At 55.1% G+C, this 22,672-nt stretch carries 22 protein-coding genes; 12 read left to right on the top strand and 10 right to left on the bottom strand.

The genetic code is table 11. The features are described from left to right. Window positions 1-4 precede the first annotated feature (4 nt). A complete protein-coding gene (locus ACI9KD_RS02940; protein WP_414979657.1) occupies window positions 5-1,459 on the top strand; it encodes a RimK family protein in 1,455 nt (484 codons plus the stop codon). A gap of 1 nt (window position 1,460) precedes the next feature. Next, window positions 1,461-1,922, top strand: a complete 462-nt coding sequence (locus ACI9KD_RS02935) for a GNAT family N-acetyltransferase (protein ID WP_414979656.1) — start codon at window positions 1,461-1,463, stop codon at window positions 1,920-1,922. Between the two features lie 22 nt (window positions 1,923-1,944). Here the strand turns inward: ACI9KD_RS02935 and ACI9KD_RS02930 are convergent, their stop codons facing one another. Next, the gene (locus ACI9KD_RS02930) at window positions 1,945-3,720 is read right to left on the bottom strand and encodes an amidohydrolase (RefSeq protein ID WP_414979655.1); all 1,776 of its coding nucleotides are present in this window, start codon (window positions 3,718-3,720) and stop codon (window positions 1,945-1,947) included. A gap of 356 nt (window positions 3,721-4,076) precedes the next feature. Here ACI9KD_RS02930 and ACI9KD_RS02925 point away from each other — a divergent pair, with 356 nt between their 5' ends. Then, a complete protein-coding gene (locus tag ACI9KD_RS02925; RefSeq protein WP_414979654.1) occupies window positions 4,077-4,856 on the top strand; it encodes a hypothetical protein in 780 nt (259 codons plus the stop codon). A gap of 134 nt (window positions 4,857-4,990) precedes the next feature. Here the strand turns inward: ACI9KD_RS02925 and ACI9KD_RS02920 are convergent, their stop codons facing one another. The 3 genes from ACI9KD_RS02920 to ACI9KD_RS02910 form a co-directional block, all read right to left on the bottom strand. After that, the gene (locus ACI9KD_RS02920) at window positions 4,991-5,581 is read right to left on the bottom strand and encodes a hypothetical protein (RefSeq protein ID WP_414979653.1); all 591 of its coding nucleotides are present in this window, start codon (window positions 5,579-5,581) and stop codon (window positions 4,991-4,993) included. Next, complete coding sequence (locus tag ACI9KD_RS02915; RefSeq protein WP_414979652.1) at window positions 5,578-6,132, bottom strand: hypothetical protein; 555 nt, start codon at window positions 6,130-6,132, stop codon at window positions 5,578-5,580. Before ACI9KD_RS02915 ends, ACI9KD_RS02920 begins: the two co-directional genes overlap by 4 nt. 281 nt (window positions 6,133-6,413) lie before the next feature. Continuing rightward, window positions 6,414-7,871, bottom strand: a complete 1,458-nt coding sequence (locus ACI9KD_RS02910) for a spinster family MFS transporter (protein ID WP_414979651.1) — start codon at window positions 7,869-7,871, stop codon at window positions 6,414-6,416. Between the two features lie 65 nt (window positions 7,872-7,936). Between ACI9KD_RS02910 and ACI9KD_RS02905 the strand changes: the two genes are divergently transcribed. Continuing rightward, on the top strand, window positions 7,937-8,314 hold the full coding sequence (locus ACI9KD_RS02905) for an amidohydrolase family protein (RefSeq protein WP_414979650.1): 378 nt from the start codon (window positions 7,937-7,939) through the stop codon (window positions 8,312-8,314). Between the two features lie 217 nt (window positions 8,315-8,531). Here the strand turns inward: ACI9KD_RS02905 and ACI9KD_RS02900 are convergent, their stop codons facing one another. Beyond that, window positions 8,532-9,728: a fumarylacetoacetate hydrolase family protein gene (locus tag ACI9KD_RS02900; protein WP_414979649.1), complete on the bottom strand. Its 1,197-nt coding sequence runs from the start codon at window positions 9,726-9,728 to the stop codon at window positions 8,532-8,534. A gap of 247 nt (window positions 9,729-9,975) precedes the next feature. Further along, complete coding sequence (locus tag ACI9KD_RS02895) at window positions 9,976-10,518, bottom strand: hypothetical protein (RefSeq protein WP_414979648.1); 543 nt, start codon at window positions 10,516-10,518, stop codon at window positions 9,976-9,978. 398 nt (window positions 10,519-10,916) lie between these two features. On the opposite strand from ACI9KD_RS02895, the gene ACI9KD_RS02890 reads away from it, so the two are divergent. The 7 genes from ACI9KD_RS02890 to ACI9KD_RS02860 all read left to right on the top strand — a co-directional run bounded on the left by ACI9KD_RS02890 (window position 10,917) and on the right by ACI9KD_RS02860 (window position 16,863). Continuing rightward, window positions 10,917-11,261, top strand: a complete 345-nt coding sequence (locus ACI9KD_RS02890) for a zinc ribbon domain-containing protein YjdM (RefSeq protein ID WP_414979701.1) — start codon at window positions 10,917-10,919, stop codon at window positions 11,259-11,261. Between the two features lie 147 nt (window positions 11,262-11,408). Beyond that, window positions 11,409-11,597, top strand: a complete 189-nt coding sequence (locus ACI9KD_RS02885) for a PLDc N-terminal domain-containing protein (protein WP_414979647.1) — start codon at window positions 11,409-11,411, stop codon at window positions 11,595-11,597. 216 nt (window positions 11,598-11,813) lie between these two features. Continuing rightward, the gene (locus tag ACI9KD_RS02880; protein ID WP_414979646.1) at window positions 11,814-12,959 is read left to right on the top strand and encodes a patatin-like phospholipase family protein; all 1,146 of its coding nucleotides are present in this window, start codon (window positions 11,814-11,816) and stop codon (window positions 12,957-12,959) included. Window positions 12,960-13,210: 251 nt separating this feature from the next. Further along, window positions 13,211-13,957, top strand: a complete 747-nt coding sequence (locus ACI9KD_RS02875; RefSeq protein ID WP_414979645.1) for a hypothetical protein — start codon at window positions 13,211-13,213, stop codon at window positions 13,955-13,957. Window positions 13,958-14,022: 65 nt separating this feature from the next. Continuing rightward, window positions 14,023-15,042 carry a hypothetical protein gene (locus tag ACI9KD_RS02870; RefSeq protein ID WP_414979644.1) on the top strand — a complete coding sequence of 340 codons (1,020 nt, stop codon included), beginning with the start codon at window positions 14,023-14,025 and terminating at the stop codon, window positions 15,040-15,042. A 2-nt stretch (window positions 15,043-15,044) separates the two neighbouring features. Continuing rightward, complete coding sequence (locus ACI9KD_RS02865) at window positions 15,045-16,196, top strand: metallophosphoesterase (RefSeq protein WP_414979643.1); 1,152 nt, start codon at window positions 15,045-15,047, stop codon at window positions 16,194-16,196. A 178-nt stretch (window positions 16,197-16,374) separates the two neighbouring features. Then, on the top strand, window positions 16,375-16,863 hold the full coding sequence (locus ACI9KD_RS02860; RefSeq protein ID WP_414979642.1) for a DUF4174 domain-containing protein: 489 nt from the start codon (window positions 16,375-16,377) through the stop codon (window positions 16,861-16,863). A gap of 4 nt (window positions 16,864-16,867) precedes the next feature. On the opposite strand, the gene ACI9KD_RS02855 is transcribed toward ACI9KD_RS02860, so the two are convergent. The 4 genes from ACI9KD_RS02855 to ACI9KD_RS02840 are packed head-to-tail and all read right to left on the bottom strand — an operon-like array spanning window position 16,868 to window position 20,569. Then, window positions 16,868-17,989 (bottom strand): aminotransferase class V-fold PLP-dependent enzyme, encoded by a 1,122-nt coding sequence (locus tag ACI9KD_RS02855; RefSeq protein ID WP_414979641.1) that lies wholly within the window; start codon window positions 17,987-17,989, stop codon window positions 16,868-16,870. Then, window positions 17,989-19,173 (bottom strand): PrnB family protein, encoded by a 1,185-nt coding sequence (locus tag ACI9KD_RS02850; protein ID WP_414979640.1) that lies wholly within the window; start codon window positions 19,171-19,173, stop codon window positions 17,989-17,991. The genes ACI9KD_RS02855 and ACI9KD_RS02850 overlap by 1 nt, the downstream gene beginning before the upstream one ends. An 11-nt stretch (window positions 19,174-19,184) precedes the next feature. Continuing rightward, window positions 19,185-20,228 (bottom strand): aldo/keto reductase, encoded by a 1,044-nt coding sequence (locus tag ACI9KD_RS02845; protein WP_414979639.1) that lies wholly within the window; start codon window positions 20,226-20,228, stop codon window positions 19,185-19,187. Then, a complete protein-coding gene (locus ACI9KD_RS02840) occupies window positions 20,216-20,569 on the bottom strand; it encodes a TIGR04076 family protein (protein ID WP_414979638.1) in 354 nt (117 codons plus the stop codon). The genes ACI9KD_RS02845 and ACI9KD_RS02840 overlap by 13 nt, the downstream gene beginning before the upstream one ends. Before the next feature lie 228 nt (window positions 20,570-20,797). Between ACI9KD_RS02840 and ACI9KD_RS02835 the strand changes: the two genes are divergently transcribed. Continuing rightward, window positions 20,798-22,672, top strand: coding sequence for a DUF885 family protein (locus tag ACI9KD_RS02835; RefSeq protein WP_414979637.1), 1,875 nt, complete (start codon window positions 20,798-20,800; stop codon window positions 22,670-22,672).

The following is a 22,672-nucleotide window of genomic DNA, read 5'->3' as shown; positions in this document are numbered from 1 at the left end:
TTTCGTGCTGCAAACACTGATTGTTGTTGACGATGACACATCGTCACTCGATGACTTCTTTAGCGATGTCATCAGTTTTACCGTCTATCTGCGGGACTACCCAAAGAAAAATGAGCCGCGTGCGCGAATTATCAACCTTTGTGACACCGAGCATTATCTGAGTCGGGGCTACTACTGTTCGCTGCTGGCAGAGGCTCGGCGGCATCGGGCGATGCCGGCGCTCAAGACGGTGAATGAGTTGCGCTCGGGGGTGTGGAAGAGCGACGACTTTCCACTCCTGGAATCTGATTACAAGGGCGTCCACGAGAGCGTCGTCAACGAGGACCATTTCGCATTCTTTGGCCAAAGTACTACGCCGGCGCTGCAGAAGCTGGCGTCGCGCCTGTTTCGTCATTATCCCGCACCTATACTGCGTTTTACGCTGCTGCGCGAGGAGGGTAGATACGCGCTGAAAGTCGCGCGCGCCGGCTACGCCGATCTGCACGGGGAGCAGCACGCGCGCTTTGTAGAGGCGATGAAAGCGTTTATCGGCAAAGACTGGCGCAAGACTGTGCCGAGCGCCAATCTGCGCTGGGATATGGCCATACTGGTAAACCCTCAGGAGGCACTGCCACCCAGCGACAAGGCGGCGATAGGGCGATTTATTCGGGCGGCGTCGGCTCTGGGTATTCGCGCCGAAGCGGTAACGGCGGCGGAGCTGGAAAACATAGCTAATTACGACGCGCTGTTCATTCGGGAAGGCACAGCGATAGACCACCACACCTACCGTTTGTCGCTGCGTGCAGAGAAAGCTGGTCTCGTGGTGATGGATGATCCTACTTCGATCCTGCGTTGCTGCAACAAGGTGTTCCTGCATGACGCTTTCGACTACCAGGGCGTGCCTTCGCTGCAAACCGAGGTGGTAATGGATAGCTCGGCGGAGACTCTGGACCGTCTGGAGGAGTTGTTTACCTACCCGGTGGTTATCAAGACGCCGGAGGGCTCGTTTTCCACCGGTGTGTTCAAAGCCGAGTCCCGGTTAGCTCTGCAGCAACGCCTTGAGAGTCTGCTTCGGGAAACGGCCCTGGTACTGGTCCAGGAGTATCTTTACACGGAGTACGACTGGCGTGTGGGCGTACTCAATGGCAAGCCGCTGTACAGCTGCCGCTATTACATGGCCCGCGATCACTGGCAGATCTATAACCACAGTGCGCAGAAGGTGGTTGATGGCCGTTGGGATACGCTGCCGACCTTTGAGACTCCCAAAGCGGTGCTCGATGCAGCCTGTGCCGCGGCGGCGGTGGTGGGCGACGGTCTTTACGGTGTAGATATCAAGCAGAAGGACAATATTGCCTTTGTAATAGAGGTCAACGATAACCCGAGTATCGAGCATGATGTCGAGGACGGCTATCTGGGTGATGAACTGTACCGGCAGATCATGGCCGAGTTTCTCAGGCGCCTGGAGGCGCGCGGGCGCTAGCATGAAAGCCGTGCAGCTGCGCGAGGCGGTTCCCGCTGACGCTCCCGCTCTCCTGCGCATCGAAGAGCAGTGCTTTGTGACAGACCGCATTAAACCGCGGCAGATGCGCTATCTCCTTACTCGGGCCAGAGCGCTGAATCTCGTCGCAGACAGTGACGCTCGTGCGGTTGCTTACCTAAGCTGTCTCACTCCGGTGCGCACGGACCGGCCGGCGCGGCTCTATTCCCTAGCTGTGGCGCCCGACTTTCGCAGGCGCGGCTTAGCCTTTGCTCTGCTGGAGCGACTGGTCGACGATCTTTGCGAGCGGGGTTATCGTCGCCTGCGACTGGAAGTGCGCGTCGGCGACCGGCGTACACAGGCTCTTTACCAGCGCTTTGGGTTTCGTGAACTCAGTCGCATCGAGGCTTACTACGAGGACGGAGAAGCCGCGCTGCGTATGGGAACCACATTGCCTGCTCGTTAGGAGGGCAGCCCCGGCCTGGAGTTTAAGGTGCCTTGTCTTCTCCGGCTGCGGGTGCCTCATACACCGCTTTGCCGTCAAACAGCGTCAGCAGCACCCGGACCTCGCTGATGTCCTCGCTGGGAATTTCGAAAAGATTCCGATCCAGCACCACCAGGTCCGCGCGCATGCCAACGGCAATGCGCCCTGTGCTTTCTTCCTGACGCATCAGCCAGGCAGCGTTGCTGGTATAGGCCGCGATCATGGTTGCCAGATCAAGCCTCTCGTCTGCGTTCAATACCCCGGGCTCGTTGCCCAGAGCATCCTGACGTCGCACCGCGGTCTCGATGGCCAGCAGTGGGTTTGCAGAGGAGACGCTCCAGTCGCTCCCGCCGACGATGCGCGCACCGGCGCGCGCAAGGCTGCCAAAGGGGTACATGCGTTGCACTCGCTCGGGTCCCACTGCCGGCAGGTTGATCTCGGTAATGTATACATCGGGGTAGGCCCACAGGGCCTGGATATTTGCGCTCACCCCCAGTTCCTGAAAACGTCCGATATCGTTGGGATGCACCAGCTGCAGGTGAGCGATATGCGGGCGGTTATCCGTGTCCCCGTGCAGTGCCTGCGCCGCCTCGATGGCGTCGAGGCCGCTGCGAACGGCGCGATCACCGATCGCATGCATGTGAATCTGCAGACCCATCCCGATAAATTTTGACACGGCACGCTCAATCTCCTCAGGCGTGAAATTCAGCGTGCCGCTCTGGCCTTTTTCACCGAGGTAGGGGCTCAGTAGTGCGGCTGTTTCTCCTTCCAGAACCCCGTCGAGGAAGAGCTTTATTGAGTCGGTGTGCAGGTACTCGCTGGCGTAGTCTTTGCGCCGCGCTAGCACCGCATCGAAGTCCGCTGCGTCGGGGTGATCGCTAAAGGCACCGTAGCCAAGGGAGGCGGTAACCCGCGCATTCAGCTCGCCCAAGTCGTCCAGTGCGTGAAACGCTTGCCAAGCGCTCTCGCCAACCCGCGCCTCGATAAAGGAGGTGATACCCATGGTGCTCAGGTGCGCAATAGCTGCGCGTAGGGCCGCCACGTCGTCCTGGAGAGTCGGCGTAGGTAATAGCGCGCTGACCAGGTACTGCGCACTCTCGCGGAGGGTGCCGGTGGGTGCGCCGCTGGAAACGTCGCGCTCTATAACGCCACCCGGGGGGTCTGGTGTGGCGGCGCTTATGCCGGCCAGTTCCAGCGCCCGGGAATTTACCCAGGCTGAGTGCCCGTCTGCGGCAATTAAGTAGGCCGGCCGGTCGGGCACGAGCGCGTCCAGCAGCGCTTTGTGCGGATTGCCATCGGGAAAGAGGCCCAGGTTAAAGTCCAGACCTTGTATCCAGGTTTCCTTGGTGTTTCTAACGCAGTCGGCGAAGGTATCGAGGAGGTCCTCCACGGTGTTCTCCTCGTTGAGCGCACAACCGAGCAGAGTACGTCCGGCCAGCAGAGCGTGTAGGTGCGCATCGTGGAATCCGGGCAGTAGCATGTGATCTCTTAGGTCTATGACCCGGGTCTCTGGCCCGATCCACTGTCCGATGTCCTCGTTGCTTCCCAAAGCGACGATACTGCCGTCGCTGACGGCCAGCGCCTCCACCCAGGGCCTCTCTTGGTCGAGGGTATAGATGCCGCCATTGCGGGCGACGATATCGGCCTGAATGGCCGCGGGTGTTGCGGCGCCGAAGTTCGCGGTGGTTTCAATACCCTCTTGTGAAGGTTTACAGCCCGCCATCGCAAGGAGGGCGATGGCAAGCAGTGCGATTTTTATGAAGCGGTTGCGGTTGTTCATTTTCAGATTTAGACCTGGGGGAAATCGCGAGTGTGCGCCCGCTTGATTTCCCGCGTCCAGCACTTTGCACCTGGCCTGCGGTTTCACAAACTGCGCCGTTGTTTAGACGCGGGAGCGCAGCTACCACGCCCCAGATGAATCGGACCCACTATCAACGCTGTGATTGCTATTGACCGTGATGGAGTGGGCCGTACCGAGCACCCCAAAAATGCCTGACTCAAGTTCGCTGTTAGAGCCTCAACAAGCTTACGTTATTGCCAACGGCAGAAATCCCATTCGTCTATTACACTCATTCAGTTGGCCTAAAAATACGCCGAAAAACCGAATTTATAATAATAGATCTCGAGGGGTAGAAAATGAATAAATTGCATAAAGGAGCGGTACTTACCGCCGCCGTTTCAGTTTTTGCTGTACAAGCTGCATTTGCACAGGTCACGGAAGAAGGAATGGGCAAGATCGTTCCAGTTGAAATGTTTGTTTGTAACTTTGTCGAAGGTAAAAGTCAGGTCGACCTGGACGCTGTTATCGCGCAATGGTCCGACTTTATGGACGACAAAAAAATCCGTAACTACGCCGCCTGGCAACTCACGCCCTACTACTACGGTGGTGAGCAAAATTTCGACATGATCTGGATGGGCGCGTCTTCAGACGGTAACGCCATGGGTAATTCTACGCACGAGTATGTGTTGAATGGCGGCGAAATCGCTGCGGGATTCGATGAAGTTATTCAGTGCGGGGCACATATTGGCCTGAGCTCTGCGATGTACCAGGCACCGCCGAAGAACTCAACGCCGGGTTCATCCGTCATGACGATGAGTGACTGTAAGATGGAAGAAGGCACGCGTTATTCTGACGTCCGGGCGGCAGAAGTCGAATGGGCCGCTTATCGAAAGGACAACGGGTCAAAGGCGGGAATGTGGCACTGGTATCCAAGCTTCGGCGGTGGTGATCAGGACTTGGACTACAAAATCGTTTACGCCTACCCCAACTTTAAAGAGCTGGGATCCGACTGGGAAATGATCGCTAACGGTGGCGGCCGGGCAAAATCCGACGACATCTTCGGCGACCTCGATGAGTGCGACGATGCACGCGTTTATGTAGCCCGAAGCATTAGGGAGGCACAGCTACGCAAGTAGCGCTGCTAAACTAGCTAGGCAGCTGAACGGTCGCCTCGGGGCGGCCGTTTTTTTATTGACTGGAATTGATCGCCCCGTGAGTGGCCATGTATATCGCTATAAGCTGCGGATGCGCTGACCAGTCATCCACGCCATCACAGCTTCAGATTATCGAACTCGGTAAGTCGCATCAGCAATTCGTTCAATGGCCGTTCGACCTGTTCCCGCGTATCCGCTTCCGTAAGCTGATCGATCGACTCGACAATGGCAATCCAGCAGCGCATGTGCCGTGTACTGAGCTGCGCCGCAATGTTAATGAGGTCACGGGCAAGTGGCAGGGTGGAAATCGCGACATGTTTCAATGAAACGAGCGTCCCGATGCCGAGCTCAGCCTTGTCGAGCAAGCTTGTTAAGCGGCGCACCACTAGAGGCTGCGATTCGAGATCCCGCGAGGTCGCTGGCTCCCTCTCTGGACCCAGAAAGGCCAGATCGAGATGGGATAAAAAGTCTCTTAAGGCGCTGCGCAGACTCAGCCACAGCTCGCGACGGCGGTAGTAATCCCGCAACTGCTGCACAAAGGTAAAGAGTCCTACGAGGAAGAATCCCTCAAGGCAGAAGCCAATCAACTCCGGTAGCAGGTTCTCCCGAAAAGCATTGTCATCCGCCTGGGACATAAAAAGTGCATAGAGCCCTATGCCCCCAATCCCAAATACCACAAGCGGTGCCGCAAGCAACCAGCGGTTCACTGCGCATCCTCCGCTTCGGTGGCAAGCGCCTCAACAACCCGTGCAATCTTACGCGCCTCCTGCGGCGTAAGGTCCACCGGTAGACCATGCAGGTAGACAACACGGTCAGCCTTCAGCGGAATCGGTATGACATCCGACCGCTGCCTGGGCGCAGTCAGACGCACCGCCTCTAGCGCCCGCTCCTGCGACGTCTTTGGAAGCAGTTCATCCCGGCGTAGCGCGGTATCCTGACTAGCGGCAGCAGAGGAGGACACAAACTGGTTGGGTGATGCTACAAAACGAAAATAGTCCTCGAGCGCCCAGCGAAGACGTTCAGCGTACAACTCGACAACTTCAGCACGCAGGCGGCCCCCCTGGGTATCCAGAAACCGTGATTTCAGGGCATCAATGTCCAGGGTGCGTAAATCCGCCGACTCGCTGTCTGAGAGTTCTGCAAACAGGGTTTGTGCAGCGGCCCGACGGCTTTTGGCTGCAGAAGGAGTTAACCGTCCAGCGAGAGTCGCGTCCCTGAGAAATAGTAATAAGCCGTCACTCGAGTAATCAGTGCTCATGATAGTCCTGCAACGCTAATGCGCTTTGCCGGGGGGTTCACAGCGATTGTGCCGCATTAGGGCCTTCGTTGGTTCGAAATTTTACTTGTATCAAACAGCTTTGTCTTGTTAAGCGTTTTGCATGGGCTCAAGTGAGAGGCCAGGGTTTACCAAGGCACGTGGAGCAAATGAAATGAACACAGGACAAAACGTGTTGGAAGGCCGCGTCGAGGCTGGTCGGGGAATAGCTTAGCGTGAGAGTCGCTTATTGAGATGGTTCTAAATTGTCCCAAGCGATAAGGTCAGGCCATGGCCCGCGCCGCGGCGGATGCTTCTTGTTCACTTTTTACGTCGGCCAGATCACCCCGCAGGAAGCGCGCTGCCGTCAGGTAATGGAAAGCGGACCAGACGTTAACCAGCGTGACCGCGCAAAGGGCATAGCGGAGCCCCTGAGCCGTGGCGAAACTCTCCTCCATACCGCCTGCCGTGAGGGACATGCGGAACATATCGCTTAGCCAGCCCGCCAAAGTAGGTCCCAGGCCCAGGCCAATCAGATTGATGATTAGTAGTAGTACAGCACCTGCGAGGGCGCGTTCACGAATGCCGGCCAGACTCTGGGTCATGGTGAAGGTGGGGCCCAGATACATGTAGCCCAGCAACCCTGAAGGCAGCATTAAAGCCAGGATGAGAAACTTGTCCGGAAGCAGGTAAATACACAGTGCAATCGGTACGGCCAGAAGTGTCGCAATGCCAGGGACCAGCATGTAGTAACGCTGATCATTGCGTTTACTTGCGGTACGGTCAGACAAGTAGCCACCAAGATATATACCGCCCATGATACCCACGGCAGAGATCATAGAAAGCGCGAACCCAACTTCGGAGACAGTCATGCCGTGGGAGCGGATTAGGAACGCTGGCACGAACGAGCCTACGCCGTAGCCGGCAAAGGCGTGCAGCGCCGCGGCGAGAGAAAGATGACGGAAGGAGCGTCGGCGCCAGAGTGCCTCTAAAGCCTCTGCAAGAGGCGGCGGCTGTGACGCAACACTGATGTTGTCGGAGAAACCGCGGGGCGGCTCCCGTAGCGTCAGCTTCAATAGCAGCGCCAGCAAAACGCCCGGTATTCCTACAACAAAAAAAGCAGCGCGCCATCCGTACTGCTCGGCGACGACGCCTGATACAAGATAACCCAGGAAAATACCGCCGCCGATCCCCATAGAATAGATCGACATGGCCCGGGCGCGTTTCTCGGGCGCGAAGTAGTCGCTGATTAGGGAGTAGGCGGGAGGACTGCATCCCGCTTCACCGATACCCACGCAGATCCGGGCAATGAGCAGATGAGAGAAAGATTTAGCAAACCCCGTAGCAGCCGTAGCCACGCTCCAGACTGCAATGGAAAAGGCGATGATGTTCACGCGGTTACGCTGGTCGGCCAGGCGGGCAATGGGTATTCCCAGCGTCGAATAGAAGAGTGCGAAAGCAAGGCCACCCAGCAGTCCCATCTGTGTGTCGGAAAACTGAAACTCCTGCTTTATGGGCTGGAGCAAGGTGGTGAAGATCTGGCGATCCAGAAAGTTGAAGACATAAACCGCAAACAACAGCCAAATGACGTAACGCTTGTAGCCTTCACTGGCTGTGAAGTCAGCGCTGTCCGGGACACTCTCGGAAGCTGCTGCAGGCGTTGCCGCGTTCACTGCGTCTGCACTCGTGATCGCATTGCCCGCGCGTTCCACGGTTGTACTCGGAGCTGGTTTATCAGTCATCAGATCTCTTGGCTGTTATGGGTTGGTTTTACCAGACGAATCGCAGCATACACGGGCATGAGTTCTTGCCCAATGCACTCGGAGCGAATTTTTATAGGGATGCCCACATTCTGGTGTTCTCGCTGACCGACGGCAATGAACGATTAGTTACGGATGGTAGCCGCCGCGGAAGGGCGGCTACGAGTAACGGCGCCAGAGCCCTGGGCGTCGAGGATCGTCTGACTTCGATCGAGAAGGGGACGCTGACGGATCTTTTCGTGGTGCGCGCCAACCGACTGGACGATATCAAGACAGCTCGAAATATTCGGCTCGTGATCAGGGATGGCGTCGACTATAACCCTGAGGAGCTCTCTCGCTCTGCCATTGGTCCACTCCGGCAAACTCCATGGCTGGCGCTGCTGATGACTCCGTCAGGTTTATATCTGTGGCTGAGAGTAGCGTAGAGAACAGGTCCTGAACGGTAATCATCTGTTGAATGCGCTTAGGGGCTAGGCTTCGTTTCCAGTAGACGATGAAGGTGCCACTGCCTTGGCCGCAGTCAGCATGACCAAGCCCAGAAAAATCAGCGCGACGCGTGACCATAGGATTTTTATTGTCACGGTGGTGCCCGCCTGAGAGTCAAAAAGCCCGGCGCGACCGTCTATGCTAGTCGTCGAAAGCCTATAGCTTTACGTCCACCACGATGTCGCCAAGCTGGCTGGCCCGATAGTTCACGGTGTCGCCCGGTTTTAAAAAGTGCCCCGAGGCCTGTTCATTGTCAATGAAGACGGGGATCGCGATATCCATAAGACTGTGGTGGCTTAAGGGGCCACCCTTGAGCAGGTAGGCGAGCAGTATTTCGATGTAATCGTGCCGTGCAGGGGGGGTAAAGATGACGCCTTCGGAGGTGCCGGACATCAAGGTCATGTCGCTGTCGATACGCTCATTGGGTGCGAGCTTGTAAAAGGTGTCATCGTAGTAAAAACGTCGTGCCGTCATGTCGTCGAGCACTTTCTCTGTGAGCCCGCGAAAATCAAGAATCATTTCGCTTCCCCGCGCGTCCTGACGCGCCTCACCGTTGACGAATGTCATCATGCGGATGTTCGCAACAAATGTGCTCCAGTCTTTTGGGATAACAAGGAATGGGCCGGTAGGAAAGAATCCGGGGCCGCTTTTTGCATCGCTAAAGCCATATCCCGAGTTGAGATTGTCCGCGTCGGCGAGTTCCAGAAGAGCAATCCGATCGGTAAAGTCTGCGCAGAGAAAAACCCCTTTTACAGCCGCATCAAAATCCGCCAAAGACTCAATGGGCCGATCAAAGCGCATGCATAGCTCGACCTCATAGTCTAAAAGGCTGTCTTGGGACGCAGGCACCGTCGTGCGGGCGGGTGTGGCGGCTCCGAATTTTGGAAAATTGAAAACAGAAGTACTGGATGCCTCCGCCGCGTGTTCCGGAAAGTTGGTTCCGATACCTAAATGCCGCTTGCCCTTGGGGCCGGTAGGCAGAAGGCTTGCGATATCGATCAAATGGCGTTTTTTCTCCGTGGAGAATGCGGTCTTTAATTGTTCCTCCTCAATGGAAGCTAGCGCGGAAAATGGATCACTGACTTGCGCAGCGCCAAGATCCCTAAGGCTGACGCCGGTCACTTGAGGGCCGTCAACGGCCTCCACGAGTAAGGTGACCCTGTTGCCATTGGCAGCAGTGTACTGCGCAAGCGTTAGCGCTGTGTCGAGGTCGGCGAGCTCTAGCGTAAGGGACTCGCTCTCGAAACTCGCCACGTTGAACTTGGGGTCTACTGATGTCAGCCAGGCAAGGAAAGTCAGAATGCCTAGGCCGAGAATAATGAAACCGCTATACCGTAGAGTTTTTGAAAGCATGAATAGAGCCGTCCTTTGTGTTATCTGCGACTAAGAGACTGTTTATCACGCTGAGGGCTAAGCCTCATTCTGCGCACCGATCGTGGCGCCCCATCCGATCTCGAAACAATCCTTGGGAATCGTATTTCTCTCGCATGGCGTCTAATTTTCACAGGTTTGCATCAGCCATAAAGCACGCAGGTCTGCGGCCTCGATTTTCGTCCGCCAACTGGATGCCCAAAGCCTGCTCTTCTATATTTTTTATGCACTAGGTCGCCCAGTTTTCGTACTTGTGATCATACTTCGGACGCGTCCATGCGCCATAAACGGCAAGATAGTTGTTGGACTCTAAAGAGAAGGCCATATCCGGCCGACTTGCAGCAGGCTGCCAGTTAAGCCTCAGAGAATGATTGGGCGCGGGCGGCATGGTGTCGGCGATGTGCTTTAAGCCGGGAAGCACATTATTGACCGGCGCATCAATCCAGATATTGTCAGTGCACCAACGTACATCGGGCGGAAAATGCGTCACGTTGGCCACCAGGGACATGTGGCTTGTGCGCATCGGTATTAGCGGCGTGGTAATACTCGCCAGGTGACGGATGGGACTGTCATCAATAAACCGCACCGCCTCCTTTGCCTCTTTACGGCTAGTGGAGAGCACCGGGGCGATGACTTCTATGCCCGGTTTAAAGATACCCATGGCCTTGGGGGTGATGAGCATCTGCAGTTCCACCGACCGCGCGACATCCGGACCCATCTCTGCGGCCCGGCGATAAACCGCCTCAAGGTGCTTCTGACGGAAGATCTGCATTTTTATGGCCGAGTACGCGTGCCGGGGATGGAGATTGAGGTGATAGCGCAAGACCACGGGAAAAAATCCAGGACCAGCGCCCCGGGCTGCCCAGAACAGATCCGGGTTTTCTGTTTCACTGGCATGAATTTGGTGACCGTCAGCGAGGATGCTTTCGAAACTAGGCCTGCGCGATCGGGCTCAGGCGGTGGTCTTTGCCTATGAGAGTGGTTTGGCAAAAGCGGATGGCAAGGACATCGGCTATTGATGGATTGAAGGGTTCTGCCCCGATGTTTTGGTTGGCACAAAGTGATGTGTCCAGCGCGAGGAGGCACAACAGGCCCGGCATGCTGTGATCAATCCATCTGGCCCCGGTAGTCCCTTGCGGGTTATCTTGAGAAACTCCACCGAAGAGTCAAATTAAAAACATGCCACCGAACTGCCCCGGGTGTCAGTCACCCTATGCCTACGAAGACCGAGACCTGTGGGTCTGTCCCGAATGTGGCGAAGAGTGGTCGACAGAGGCTGACGGCGAGTCTCTAGAAGTGGGGCCGGTGATAATAGACGCCAACGGCAACCCACTTGCTAATGGCGACTCCGTCGTGGTCATCAAGGATCTAAAAGTGAAGGGCTCGTCGGCGGTTGTGAAGGTGGGGACCAAGGTAAAAAATATTCGCTTGGTTGAAGGTGACCATGACATAGATTGTAAGATCCCCGGTGTAGGCGCCATGGGGCTTAAGTCGGAGTTTGTTAAGAAGGCCTGACGCCACCTAGTGTCCGGCTGACACGGTCATCACTCGAATGGCTCCAATGCTTATCGAACAACTGTCGGTCTTGTGCGATGCAAGTCGGTTCACCTGAAACGTTGAGCGGCTTAGGATTTGTATGACTTTAAACAAGAGGAAATAAAAATGGGTGTTGAAGTTAATGGGATTGTCGGGCTTTTGCTATTGGTTGCGAACGTTTGGGCAATCATCAGCATTGTGCAGTCAAGTGCGGGCACCGGCTCGAAAGTTCTTTGGTCGGTCCTGGTTTTGGTGTTGCCGGTTCTTGGACTCATCATTTGGTTCTTCGCTGGCCCGCGCAGCAAGGCAAGTTAGAGCGCCAAGGCCTCGAGGACGCGATGCTGCCGGAGTATTGAGAATAGCGTTTACTATGGGCCTATGTGGGCTTGCACCGACACTCTCAGTGTTTCGTCAATACTTGAGTGTAGAATGGCAGCGTGACCTCCTATGTATGTTCCTGCCTTCGATGATCTTGAGTCAGCTACGAAAACCGTATTTTTCTAGCGGCCCCTTAATACTACCAGGAAGTCTATGAAAAACGCCTTGATCCTCTCCGGCGGTGGTGCTCGAGCTGCTTATCAGGTTGGTGTGCTCAAGGCTGTGGCAGAGCTGCTCCCTGAGGGCGCCACGAATCCTTTTCCGATTATCTGCGGCACGTCTGCCGGAGCAATTAATGCGGTCACTCTCGCGGCCTACGATGGCAGCTTTGCCCACGCTGTGGAGACGCTAGAATCTGTGTGGATGGACCTGACGCCGGAGCAGGTGTATCGCTGCGGCTGGGGGGCAATTGCCCGAAGTGCTGGTCGCTTGATGCTCTCTTTGGTGAATCGTGGCGTGGGTGTTGGCAAGCCCGTGGCATTGCTGGATAACTCGCCGCTGAGGGGTCTCATTAAGCGCACTATTAATTTTGAGAAAATAGATCGCGGCATTGCACGTGGTGATTTGGATGCTGTTTGCGTGACAGCTACGGGTTATCACTCCGGCCGGTCCATGTGTTTTTATCAGGCAAAGGCCGGTATCGAAGAATGGACCCGTTATAGACGCAGCGGTCGGCGAGCATTGCTCAATACCGACCACCTCATGGCATCGTCCGCCATTCCCACGATGTTCCCCGCTACGCGAATCGAATTTGAATATTTTGGTGATGGCGCAGTCAGGCAGTTGGCGCCCTTAAGTCCGGCGCTGCATCTGGGCGCAGATCGACTCTTTATCGTTGGTGTCAGTGCTAACCGCGAGCGTCCTCAGTCCGCAGTACCGGCGAGGCCTAGCCATTCGCCGTCCATGGCGCAGATTATTGGACACCTGCTTAACAGCGCGTTTATCGATAGTCTCGAGAGCGATATCGAGCGCTTGGATCGTATCAATAAGCTGGTGGAGCTGGTACCCAAAGAGAGTTTGGAGCAAGGTTCGAGCCTTCGTTACATCGACCGACAGGTGATTTCGCCATCAGAAGAGCTGGACATGATTGCGGCGGATAACACCGCATCCTTGCCGCCAAGCGTGCGGTTTTTGCTTCGCGCCACCGGCGGAACCGAAAGCGGTGCGGGCTCTACGGCAGCATCGTACTTACTGTTTGCAAGGCCCTTTGTCGAGACGCTTATTGCACTTGGCTATCGCGATGCGATGTGGCAGCAGGCCGATATTGCAGGTTTTCTTGGCGTCGATTCAAGGGTTTGAGTGCAATGCATCATGATTGCCAGTTATACCGATTTACTTGGCGTCACTATGCTGTTTTGGGTATTGTTCGACAACACTGATAGTGTTGCCTGGAGGTTTAAGATTAGCACCCATGCCGGTTCGCTCACTGTAGTAAGCCCAGCGAGCAGATTCGCGTTGTTTGCGACGCTCAAAACGGACCTTGAAAGACAGCTCGTTCGGTACCATGCAATTAGTGATACGCCAATGGAGTCTATGAGCTTATGAGCGCTATGAATAAATACCTTGCAATCATTGATTCCAAAACGCTTTTGCTCAGCGTGGTGTGTATCGCAGTCACCTACGTCTGTTTTCGTTACAACATTGCTTACGACTTGAATATCACGCTTTTCAGTATCGCGGTTATTTTTCCCTTGGTCTTCACCATTCGCGAAGCCTTTAAGCGTCGCGACAACGCGCTTAAGTTTTTGAGCCAGTTCAAGTCGTCACTGTGTTCCGTGCATTACTGTTTTGAGCAGTGCAAGAAGCTGAGTCAAGAGCAGCGTACCGAGGTATCTCAGCTACTCGACAGAGCGTCTTCGCAGTTTTTTGATGCTTTGCGATCTGAAGAGGCGGATATCCGTCCGGCAGAAGACTCAGTCAACGAGATTATTCACTTCATCAAGAGGAATGATTCGGCGATTTCCAACAGCCTGGCGCTGAAGATTATTCGCTTTGTACAGGATGTGAATGACGGGATGGAAAACACCATCTGCTTAAAAATGCATGGCACGCCCATTAGCATGCGAGCGTACTGCCTGGTGTTTGTGTTCCTTTTTCCTTTCGTCTTTGCGCCCACGATCGTTTACCACTTGCCGGATGCTCCGTTGCTTTTGACCTATGGTTTGAGCGTGCTTCACGGTTTCATTCTTATTGCGCTATACAACGTTCAGGTGCAAATGGAGAACCCATTTGATCAGATCGGCCTGGATGACATTCAATTAGATGAGTTTCGTTTTCGTGCGTTGCCACCTGCTTGAGTGCCGTTGGCTTACATGAGTGCTGTCGTTTGTAGGAACAATTTTGTCTGAGGGGATTTGAAGTGATGCTAAGACGCCTGGCTGCCATTGGGTTGCTGTTCACATCCAGCGGTTTTGCCGCGCCCCTATTTGATAGCGATGAATTACTGGAGCTAAGACTGGCTGCGCCTTTTGAGCTGATCGATAAAGAGCGTGATAAAGAGAAAGAATACACCGGTAGTCTCAGCTACGAAGACCCTGAGCTTGGCCCCACTACGCTCGACGCGAAACTGTCGGTACGCGGTAACTTCCGCCTTCGCAAAGATATCTGCAGTCACGCCCAACTGTGGGTGAATTTAAAAAAGAGCCAACTTAAGGGGACGTTGTTCGCTAAGCAGAACAAGCTCAAGCTCGTTGTGCAATGTAAGGACTCTGATCGTTACGCCGAATACATTGGTCGGGAGCATCAGGCCTACGAGATTTTCCGGACGCTATCCGACCTGAGTCTGGACACCCGCATGCTCAATGTTGCCTATGAAGACTCTGAGGGTGGCGAGACCCGTGAGCAGATTGGGTTTTTTATCCAGCATCAGGATCGCCTGGCTAAACAAAATGACATGCTGGTGTATAAAGAGATTACGGCGAATAAAAGCCGTCTTGATCCAGACCGAAGCGCGCTTGTCGCGCTCTTTATGTACCTTGTCTCCAATACCGACTATTCGTTCATCGCTGCGGCGCCTGGCGAGACCTGCTGTCACAACATCAAGCTTCTTGAGGCTGAGGAGGGTGGCGCTTTGTATCCCTTGCCTTACGACTACGATTCTACGGGGTTCGTGAATACCTCCTACGCAGAGCCTGCAGGAGGTATTGGGCAGAGCAATGTAAAGCAGCGGATGTATCGAGGCTATTGCGCGCCCGAAGATACGACTGCAAATGCGATCGCACTTTTGCAGTCCAATCGCGAGGCGATTTATGCCATCGCTGCAGATACGACCTATGTATCCGAAAAGTCTGTGAAGCGTACCGCCAAGTATTTGGACAAGTTCTACTCGGTACTTGATGACCCCAAGAAAGTGCGTCGGGAGATTGTTGAGGAGTGTCGCTAAGCATGGTTTTTAATTTCTCCTCCCGTTTGTCGGTAAGGCCCCTCAAGGGTTTTTGTCTCGCTCTTGTCCTTAGCGCGTTCTCAATTGCGTCCGCGTTGGGAGAGCAGTGGGACTGGCAGGGTGTCGATCGCGTGGTTGCCGTCGCTGATGTTCACGGTGACTACGATAACTATATGAAGGTTCTGGAGCAGGCCGAGTTGGTTAACCGGCGGGGCCGCTGGATTGGCGGGGCTACGCACTTGGTGCAGCTTGGCGACGTGCCTGATCGCGGGCCGGACACGGCAAAAATTATCCGGCATTTGATGAAGCTTGAAACTGAAGCTAAGAAAGCTGGCGGGCGTGTGCATGCCCTGATTGGCAACCACGAAGTGATGAACATGACGGGTGATCTTCGCTACGTGGACCCGGGAGAGTACGCAGCGCTTAAGACTCGCAAGTCTCGAAACCTGCAAGAAGGGTATTACCAGCAGGTAGTGGATTACCTTTCTAAACAGGAAGGCGGGCCAGCGCTGGATCAGGCCTTCGAAGAAAAGTGGTTGGCTGAGCACCCCGTAGGCTTTGTGGAGCACCGCCAACACTGGCACCCCAATGGCGAATTTGGTGCCTGGGTAGCAAATCACAATACGGTGATCCGCATTAATCGCAGCCTGTTTTTACATGGTGGTATCAGTCCGGAATATCTGGATAAGTCCCTCGAGAGCATGAACGATGCGGTGAGAGTCGCGCTTACGACACCGACCGCCGGAGACGTAAGCATCATCGATGATGAGAACGGGCCACTTTGGTACCGCGGGCTATCAATGGGTGCGCAGTCGCCTGAGATAGCTGCACATGTTGCTAATTTGCAGCAACAGTTTGAGGTAGACCGGGTCGTAGTTGGGCACACGCCCGGCTTTGGGACGATTGTGCCTCGTTACGATGCGAGAGTGCTCGCGGCGGACAGTGGCATCTCGGAGTATTACGGGGGGCATCTAGCCAGCGTGCTAATAGTGAGGGCTCAGGCCTTCACCGTTCAGCGGGGTCAGCCTGTACCGCTACCCAGCTCGGATGCCGGGCTCCTGCAGTACTATCAGGCGATCAATGAGATCGAGCCGGACGTGAACAACCTCATGGCTGTCATAGGGCAATTGAAGGAAGCACAACGCGCTCAGTGAGCGCGAGAAGCTTAAGCCCGTTTTGCGTTCATATCGTCTCCGGTTCCTAATAACCCATGGCCACAAATTCTTTCTCAAACATTTACTGGGTTTTTCACCTAAACCCCTTTTTTACTGTGTTATAAAAACTTCCTGACGCCGGGTAAGTGATTTTTCAGCCCTCGCCAGGCTCCCTGGAGTGGGAATTGTCGGCAGATTTTGCGCCGTGGATGCTACCTTGGAATGCCTGTTTGAGAGCCCACATCCTGTGAAGAAATTGTTGTTCAGTGTGTTGTGTGCAGGGCTTTGTATGCGTGCTTTGGCTCAGGAGCCCACGATGATTTCTGATCTTCGCGACCTTCAATGGCAACATCGTATTTTGGTCCTTAACGAACCGCACAATCCCGAGGCCTTGTTTGAACGGCTGTCTACTAATGCAGCGGCCTTCGACGAGCGTCGATTGATTTGGTTTGTACTTCACGGCGGGACTGTGCAGACAAACTATCCCGAGACGCCAGGCGATGAGCTATCGACGAATATTCGAAGTCAGCTCAATGCTGGCCTCAACGAAGCACTGCTTATCGGTTTAGATGGCGGTGTAAAAGCCCGGGGAAATCGACTCGACCTTGAGGCGCTCTACGCGATGATTGATGCAATGCCTATGCGACGGGCTGAGCAGCGCGAGTGAGCCCTTAGTCTCTGGGTAAGCAGCTGAGCACCTGAGCCATATCTTCGTCACCGTTGTAAAAATGCGGTGATAAACGGATGCCCTCTTTACGAACATCGAACTGCAGCTTGGCGTCGCGCAGTTGCTGCGCAAACTGATCCTGAGCTGACTTGAGATCCAGCACTACGGTGCCGCCTCGCTGAAACGCCTCGGGGGGCGATACCAAATACTGCGGTGCAATTTCTCGGCAGACTTGGTCGATGAGCGTTCGGTTGTGGGCTTCTAGACGCTCAAGTCCGATCTCCAGAAGTGACTCGATGGCATGCGCGGCAATTAGCGCTGGCGCGACGCTGGGGGTGCCTCCCCAAAATCGCAATGCATCACCCGCGTATTCAAAGTGATGGATATCAAATTCAAAGGGGTTGCTGTGAGAAAACCATCCCACCTCTGAGGGTTCACAGTTAGCAAGTCGCTCGGGGTTCACCCACATGAATCCAGCCCCGGGACCGCCACACAGCCACTTGAGGCAGGAGCCCACAATAAAGTCTGCATTCCAGGCTCGGGCATCCACCGGGCGAACACCGATGGATTGGGCTACGTCGACCACGCTGATGGCACCGCTATCGCGGGCCAGAGCACATAGCGGCGCTATGTCATGGCACTCGCTGGTATTGGAGTGCACATGTGTAAACACTACACAGTACACGTGCTTGTTCAGGTAGCGTGACCAAACAGCGGGGTCGAGCGTATTTTCTGATCGGGGAATAATCACCAGCTCGAATCCATGGCGCTGAGCAACGGATAAGACAAAGCCGAGAGAGGGGAATGCGCGCTCGGCAATGACCAGCCGATTCCGACCGGGTTTGGCAGGGAGTGAGTTGAGCACCTGACTCAAGCCAGAGGTCACACTAGCTTGGGGGCAGATCATTGCAGGCTCGTGATTAATGACTTGCGCCAAAGCAGCACGAAAACGATCGAAGGCAGTCATCCAGTGAGTCCAAACCTGATCGTCGCTGGCAACCCACGGTCCAAACAATCCTTGATTGAGTGCATCGGCTGCACTGAGCGGCGGCAGCCCCGCGGAGTGATTCAGCAGGTAGCCTTTACCATCCGGCCATCCTTGAGCCAGGTCCAAGTGTGTTGTCATCAGTTGGCCTCACCGACTGCCGCGCGAATACTCGCGATGTCTTTGTGTCGGCTTCGAATATCGTCCCGGGGTGCGGCGGTACGTAAATCCCGAAGTTTTTGCAAGGCGGCCATCAACACTTCCAAAGGTGGTCCACTGGCGGTGATATGCGCCAGGTGCTTTTGATCGAGAGCAGAAGAAGGCTGCTCAATAAAGCGCTGCACAAGCTGATTGTGATGCTGGGACGCGGCGTGACCGTGGGCTTCGCAGACCTCTAAAAACAGCTGGGCATTTTGCTCAAAATAGACGCCGCATGATTGGGGCGACTGCAAGCCCAGAAGTATTTGGTCCATGAGGCTTTCGCGGCGCATGCAATCTCGCAAGCGCGCCTGGTCCTCGGGCATCATGTACAGAAATTTATCCACGAGTAACTGCGAGTAAGAGGGGTCCTCTGCTTGGCATAAGCCCAGCAGCAGATCGATCTCGTTAATGCCAGCAAAGTCCCCGGCGTTGGCGCCGCGATATTCGCTTTTCCCAACGCGATAGGGCTTGTAGTAAGGCCGCACAGAGTAAAAGAACCGCGCTGGATCAAGCTGCTCAAACAACTGTTCGTTGTAACGGGCAACATCTTCCAGAGCATGGCGTGCGGCCAATAGTAAATCGCCAGTAACCGGGTGTGTGATGCCTAAGGGTACGGTTCGCGCTAGCGCATCTGCGGCACGCTTGTAGGCAAATATTCCTCGGGTATTGAAGTCCAAAAACAGGAACTCGTCTTTGAGCGTAGTGAAACTGCGGTACACGCCGTCGCGGGCCAGATTGTGTGTCGAGAGATGGCTGGTAGCAAAGCGGGGTGCTACTCCCAGCGAGGCGCCAATGTGCAAGGCCAGTCCTGATGCCTCGATAAGTGGGGAGCTTTGCTCCCGGGAGGGTTCCGTAATTTCGTGGCGTCTGCAGGCGCCCATATAAAGACCGACGTTACCCAGCAGAGCAAAAGCCGCCTCGAAGCCTTCGTCGGTATTGCCTTCGTTATGCAGGCCGGTGATGTGCTCGCGGCCTTCGTCGTGCAAAAGCTTTCGCCGGTTCTTTCCGCCCAAGCTCACATCCGCTGGATCGCCCTGGGCAAAGTAAAGCTCTTCGAGCTCACTGTTAATCTCGATAAAGCTGGAGCGTATCCAGTCATCGTAGCGTTCTGCGTTGACGCTCATAACCTCGTCCTCTATTGCGCGTTGAGGTTGTATTTCATGATGCTTCCGTGGGGACCGGTCTTGTCCCGCTCCAGATCAAAGACGTCGTCCGGGGGAATGCTCATCTGTGTCTTGATAGCCTGTACCGCCGCACGGTCCTCATCATCCATTTGCAAATCAAAAACCTCTTTATAACGATCTACGTGCGCGGCGTTACGCGAGCCGATGATCACGGCGGCTACCTGCGCCTGGGCGAGCACCCAGTTCGAAGCCACGCTGGCAATGGTAACGCCGTGCTTCTTGGCAATACGATCCAGCGTTTGCAGCAGCGACTGGAACAGATCCCAGCCACCAATCTCGTCGATCATGAGCTTGTACTTAATCAGCGAGCGATTGCTAAACGAGTGCGGCTCTGTTGCGCCCAGCCAGCGCTCGCTCAAAAACCCGCCGGCTAGCGTGCCGTAGCACAGTAGGTGCATATCGTGCTCTGCGCAGAGTCCCAGCAGTGCCTTCTCCGGCCTGGGGTCCAGTAACGAGTACTGGACCTGCGTCGTGGCAAGCTTAATCCCGGCGTCGAGTATTTCCCGGGTGTTTTCGGTATTGAAGTTGGTCGTCGATAGCAGCTCGATTTTTCCTGTTTGTTGTAGATCCTTGAGCCAGCCGGCGGCCTCTACCGCCCCCGGCGCCGCATAGTTCCACCAGTGGAACTGCACCATGTCGAGTCTTTCGAGATTGAGTCGTGCAAGGGAGCGGTCGATGACCGTTTCTACATCGCTTTTCTTGAGTCGACCCAGCTGGTCGTAGTCGGGTACGTACTTGGTGTGGACTCTGATCGATGCGGGATTGCTCCGCGCCTCATTGGCGGTCACAAAGTCTCCGATCATCGCTTCGACGCCGGTGTAGATATCTGCACAGTCAAAGGTATCTATGCCACGCTCTGCAAACGCGAACATATCAGCGACAGGGTTATTGGATATCTCCTGGCTATGACCATCGGATAGTTGCCAACCACCTTTGATTACACGGGATATTTGATAGTCCTGCGTGAGCGGATAGCGCGCAATCATTCCTTCCATGGATTGTTCTCAAGAAGTGGTTCGATGGTGGTATCGGAGCGCGTGAACACCTGCTTTCCAATGCGGCTAATGCGAAATCTGGCGCCGCAGTGGGGATCCGGGCAGGCGATGACATGATCGGTTGCCATCCAGTCGTATTCATTAAGTGGACGTTGTTTAGTGGGCAAAAGGGGAAGCAGGGCGGACAGGGCATAGAGCGAAAAAGGTTTGTCGGTCTCGAAGAAGAGATTTTCTCCCCGTACTTCAAAAGCGCTGCCAATTTCATGGCCACAGACAAAAGGCTTATCGCCTTCAATCGTTTCGACCCGCAGGTCGTATAAGCTGAACTGAGGTTCTGTCATGGTGCTTACTCGGCTTTTTTTGCAGCGTATTAGTGAAGAGCGAGAAAATTTGTCCCGCAATGATGCGCCTGTTATTGGCCGGATCAAAGGCATACTATCTAAGGCACGCGCCCGAGACCAACAGGCATCGCCCACGGGCGTTGCGCGTAGAGCCACAAATTCAGCATATCTTTGACAAACAACAGGTTAAGTAAAATGGAGAGCGCAAGCGCAAACAAGGTCGCTGTGATGACAGATTGCGGACGGCAATTACTCAAAAATCGCAGACCAGAATCTGTAGCCATGCCAGCGCTTAGTCCTCGACAGGTCCTGGGAGGACCAGTAAAGCGGGCGAGACAGGTGTGTCAGTGGTTCTGTCTCGCTCTGTTAGCCAACGTTAGCGGCACGTTTGCCAGCGCGAACAGTTCTCCGCCTGTGATTGACGAGCTAGTTTTCAGTTACATTCAGTCCTGGAAAGACTTTTACCCATCGCAGGCCTTTGCCTACGGCGACGTTGAGAGCGCTGCAGCCTTTGAAGACTTTAGCGAGGAGCGCGTTGGCAACTGGTTGGCGTTGAATGCCGCGGTGATGGGTGCCCTGGATGTTGCGCTTTCGGGTCCCACTGAGGCCGTGAATGAATTACTGCAAACTGATGCGTTGGTGCTCAGGGCTCAGGTCGAAGACGAACTGGCTAATTGGGAGGAAGACGCGCCGCTCACTAACCAGCCCCAATGGTACGCCGAGCAGGTGTCCCAGGCGCTTACACATTTGTTGGTTCGCGATCAGCTTTCTGCACAATCGCGCAGTGAGGCATTGATCAGCCGTTTAGACGGCGTGGAGCGACTTTGTCGGCTCGGGACGCTGTCGTTGCAGTCCGGGAACGCCATGCGCACGCGCAGAGCCTTAAATGTGCTCGAGAGTAGCCAGCAGTTTTATGATGACGGTTTGCGTGAGTTGGTTGCCGACTGGCCGGCAGTGCCCGAGGGGCCAAGCTTTGATGATGCGATCGATGCTGCGCTTGGTGCCATGGCGGATCTGCAAAGTCATCTGCAGGACGATGTTCTGCCGGTGACAAAAATTCCGACGTCTATCGGAGTCGCAGCCTACACCGCGAAGCTGCAAAGACGCACCTCGGGGCTTTATACGCCGGAGAGCCTGGTGGCGGCTGTGGGAGAGGAGCTGCGCAGCGTCCGGGGCTTGATGTACTACGAGGCATCTCGCTGGGCTCAAGCTCAGACCGACCGCGCAACACAGTATCGTCTACTGGAGCTTACTGACGACGAACGCCTTGATGCCTCCCTCGTAGCGATGGAAAGCGATCGCCAAAGTAATAGTTTGGATTTTTTGGCGAGCTTTACGCGATTGACCTTCGCGGCCGAAAGCTTTGTCGCAGCGAATCGCATAGCGACTATCCCAAAACCCACAACACTGTTGATTGCCTTATCGCCTGCGCATTTTAGCGGTGCTGCTGTAGGCGGGGTTTACCCCAGCGGCCCCTTTGATACGCAGGCAGACACGTTGTTCTATATACCCTCCATCGCTGACGATGCTCCCCAGCTAGCAAAGGACGGGTTTTACCGCTCCTTTAATACGCACTTCAACACCATGATTCTGTCTCACGAGATGTTTCCCGGGCACTATCTGCAATATAAGGTTGCGGTGACTGAGGCACCGATGCTGCGTTCGTTGTTTTCCAACGGGTCCTACGTCGAGGGTTGGGGGAGCTTTGTGGAAGAACTTATGCTGGACGCTGGATGGGCCGACAATGCGCCTTTGACCCGGCTTGCACATCTTCGCAAGCGCTTAGAGAATGCCACCCGCGCCTATGTGAGTGTGCAGGTCAATACTGCCGGTTGGGGTGAGGAGCAGGTTCTGCGTTTTGCCCGGGAAGAGGGTCTGTTAGCGCCCCAGTTTGCGACTAACTTATGGCAGCGCGTGGTGAACTCACCGCTGCAGCTTACCGATTACTTTACCGGCTTTTGGGCATTCAAACGTTTGTATGGTGAATATCTTGCGACCGCGGATGAGGAGCCCACCAGGGTTTGGGTAGACGCGGTTTTGCGCGCGGGTCCGCTACCCATGACTCTGCTCGGGCCAGAGATCAACAGACTGATCGCACCCTAA

This window comes from Congregibacter sp., assembly GCF_047617445.1.
Taxonomy (GTDB): Bacteria; Pseudomonadota; Gammaproteobacteria; order Pseudomonadales; family Halieaceae; genus Congregibacter.
This window is presented reverse-complemented; position numbering and strand designations above follow the sequence as displayed.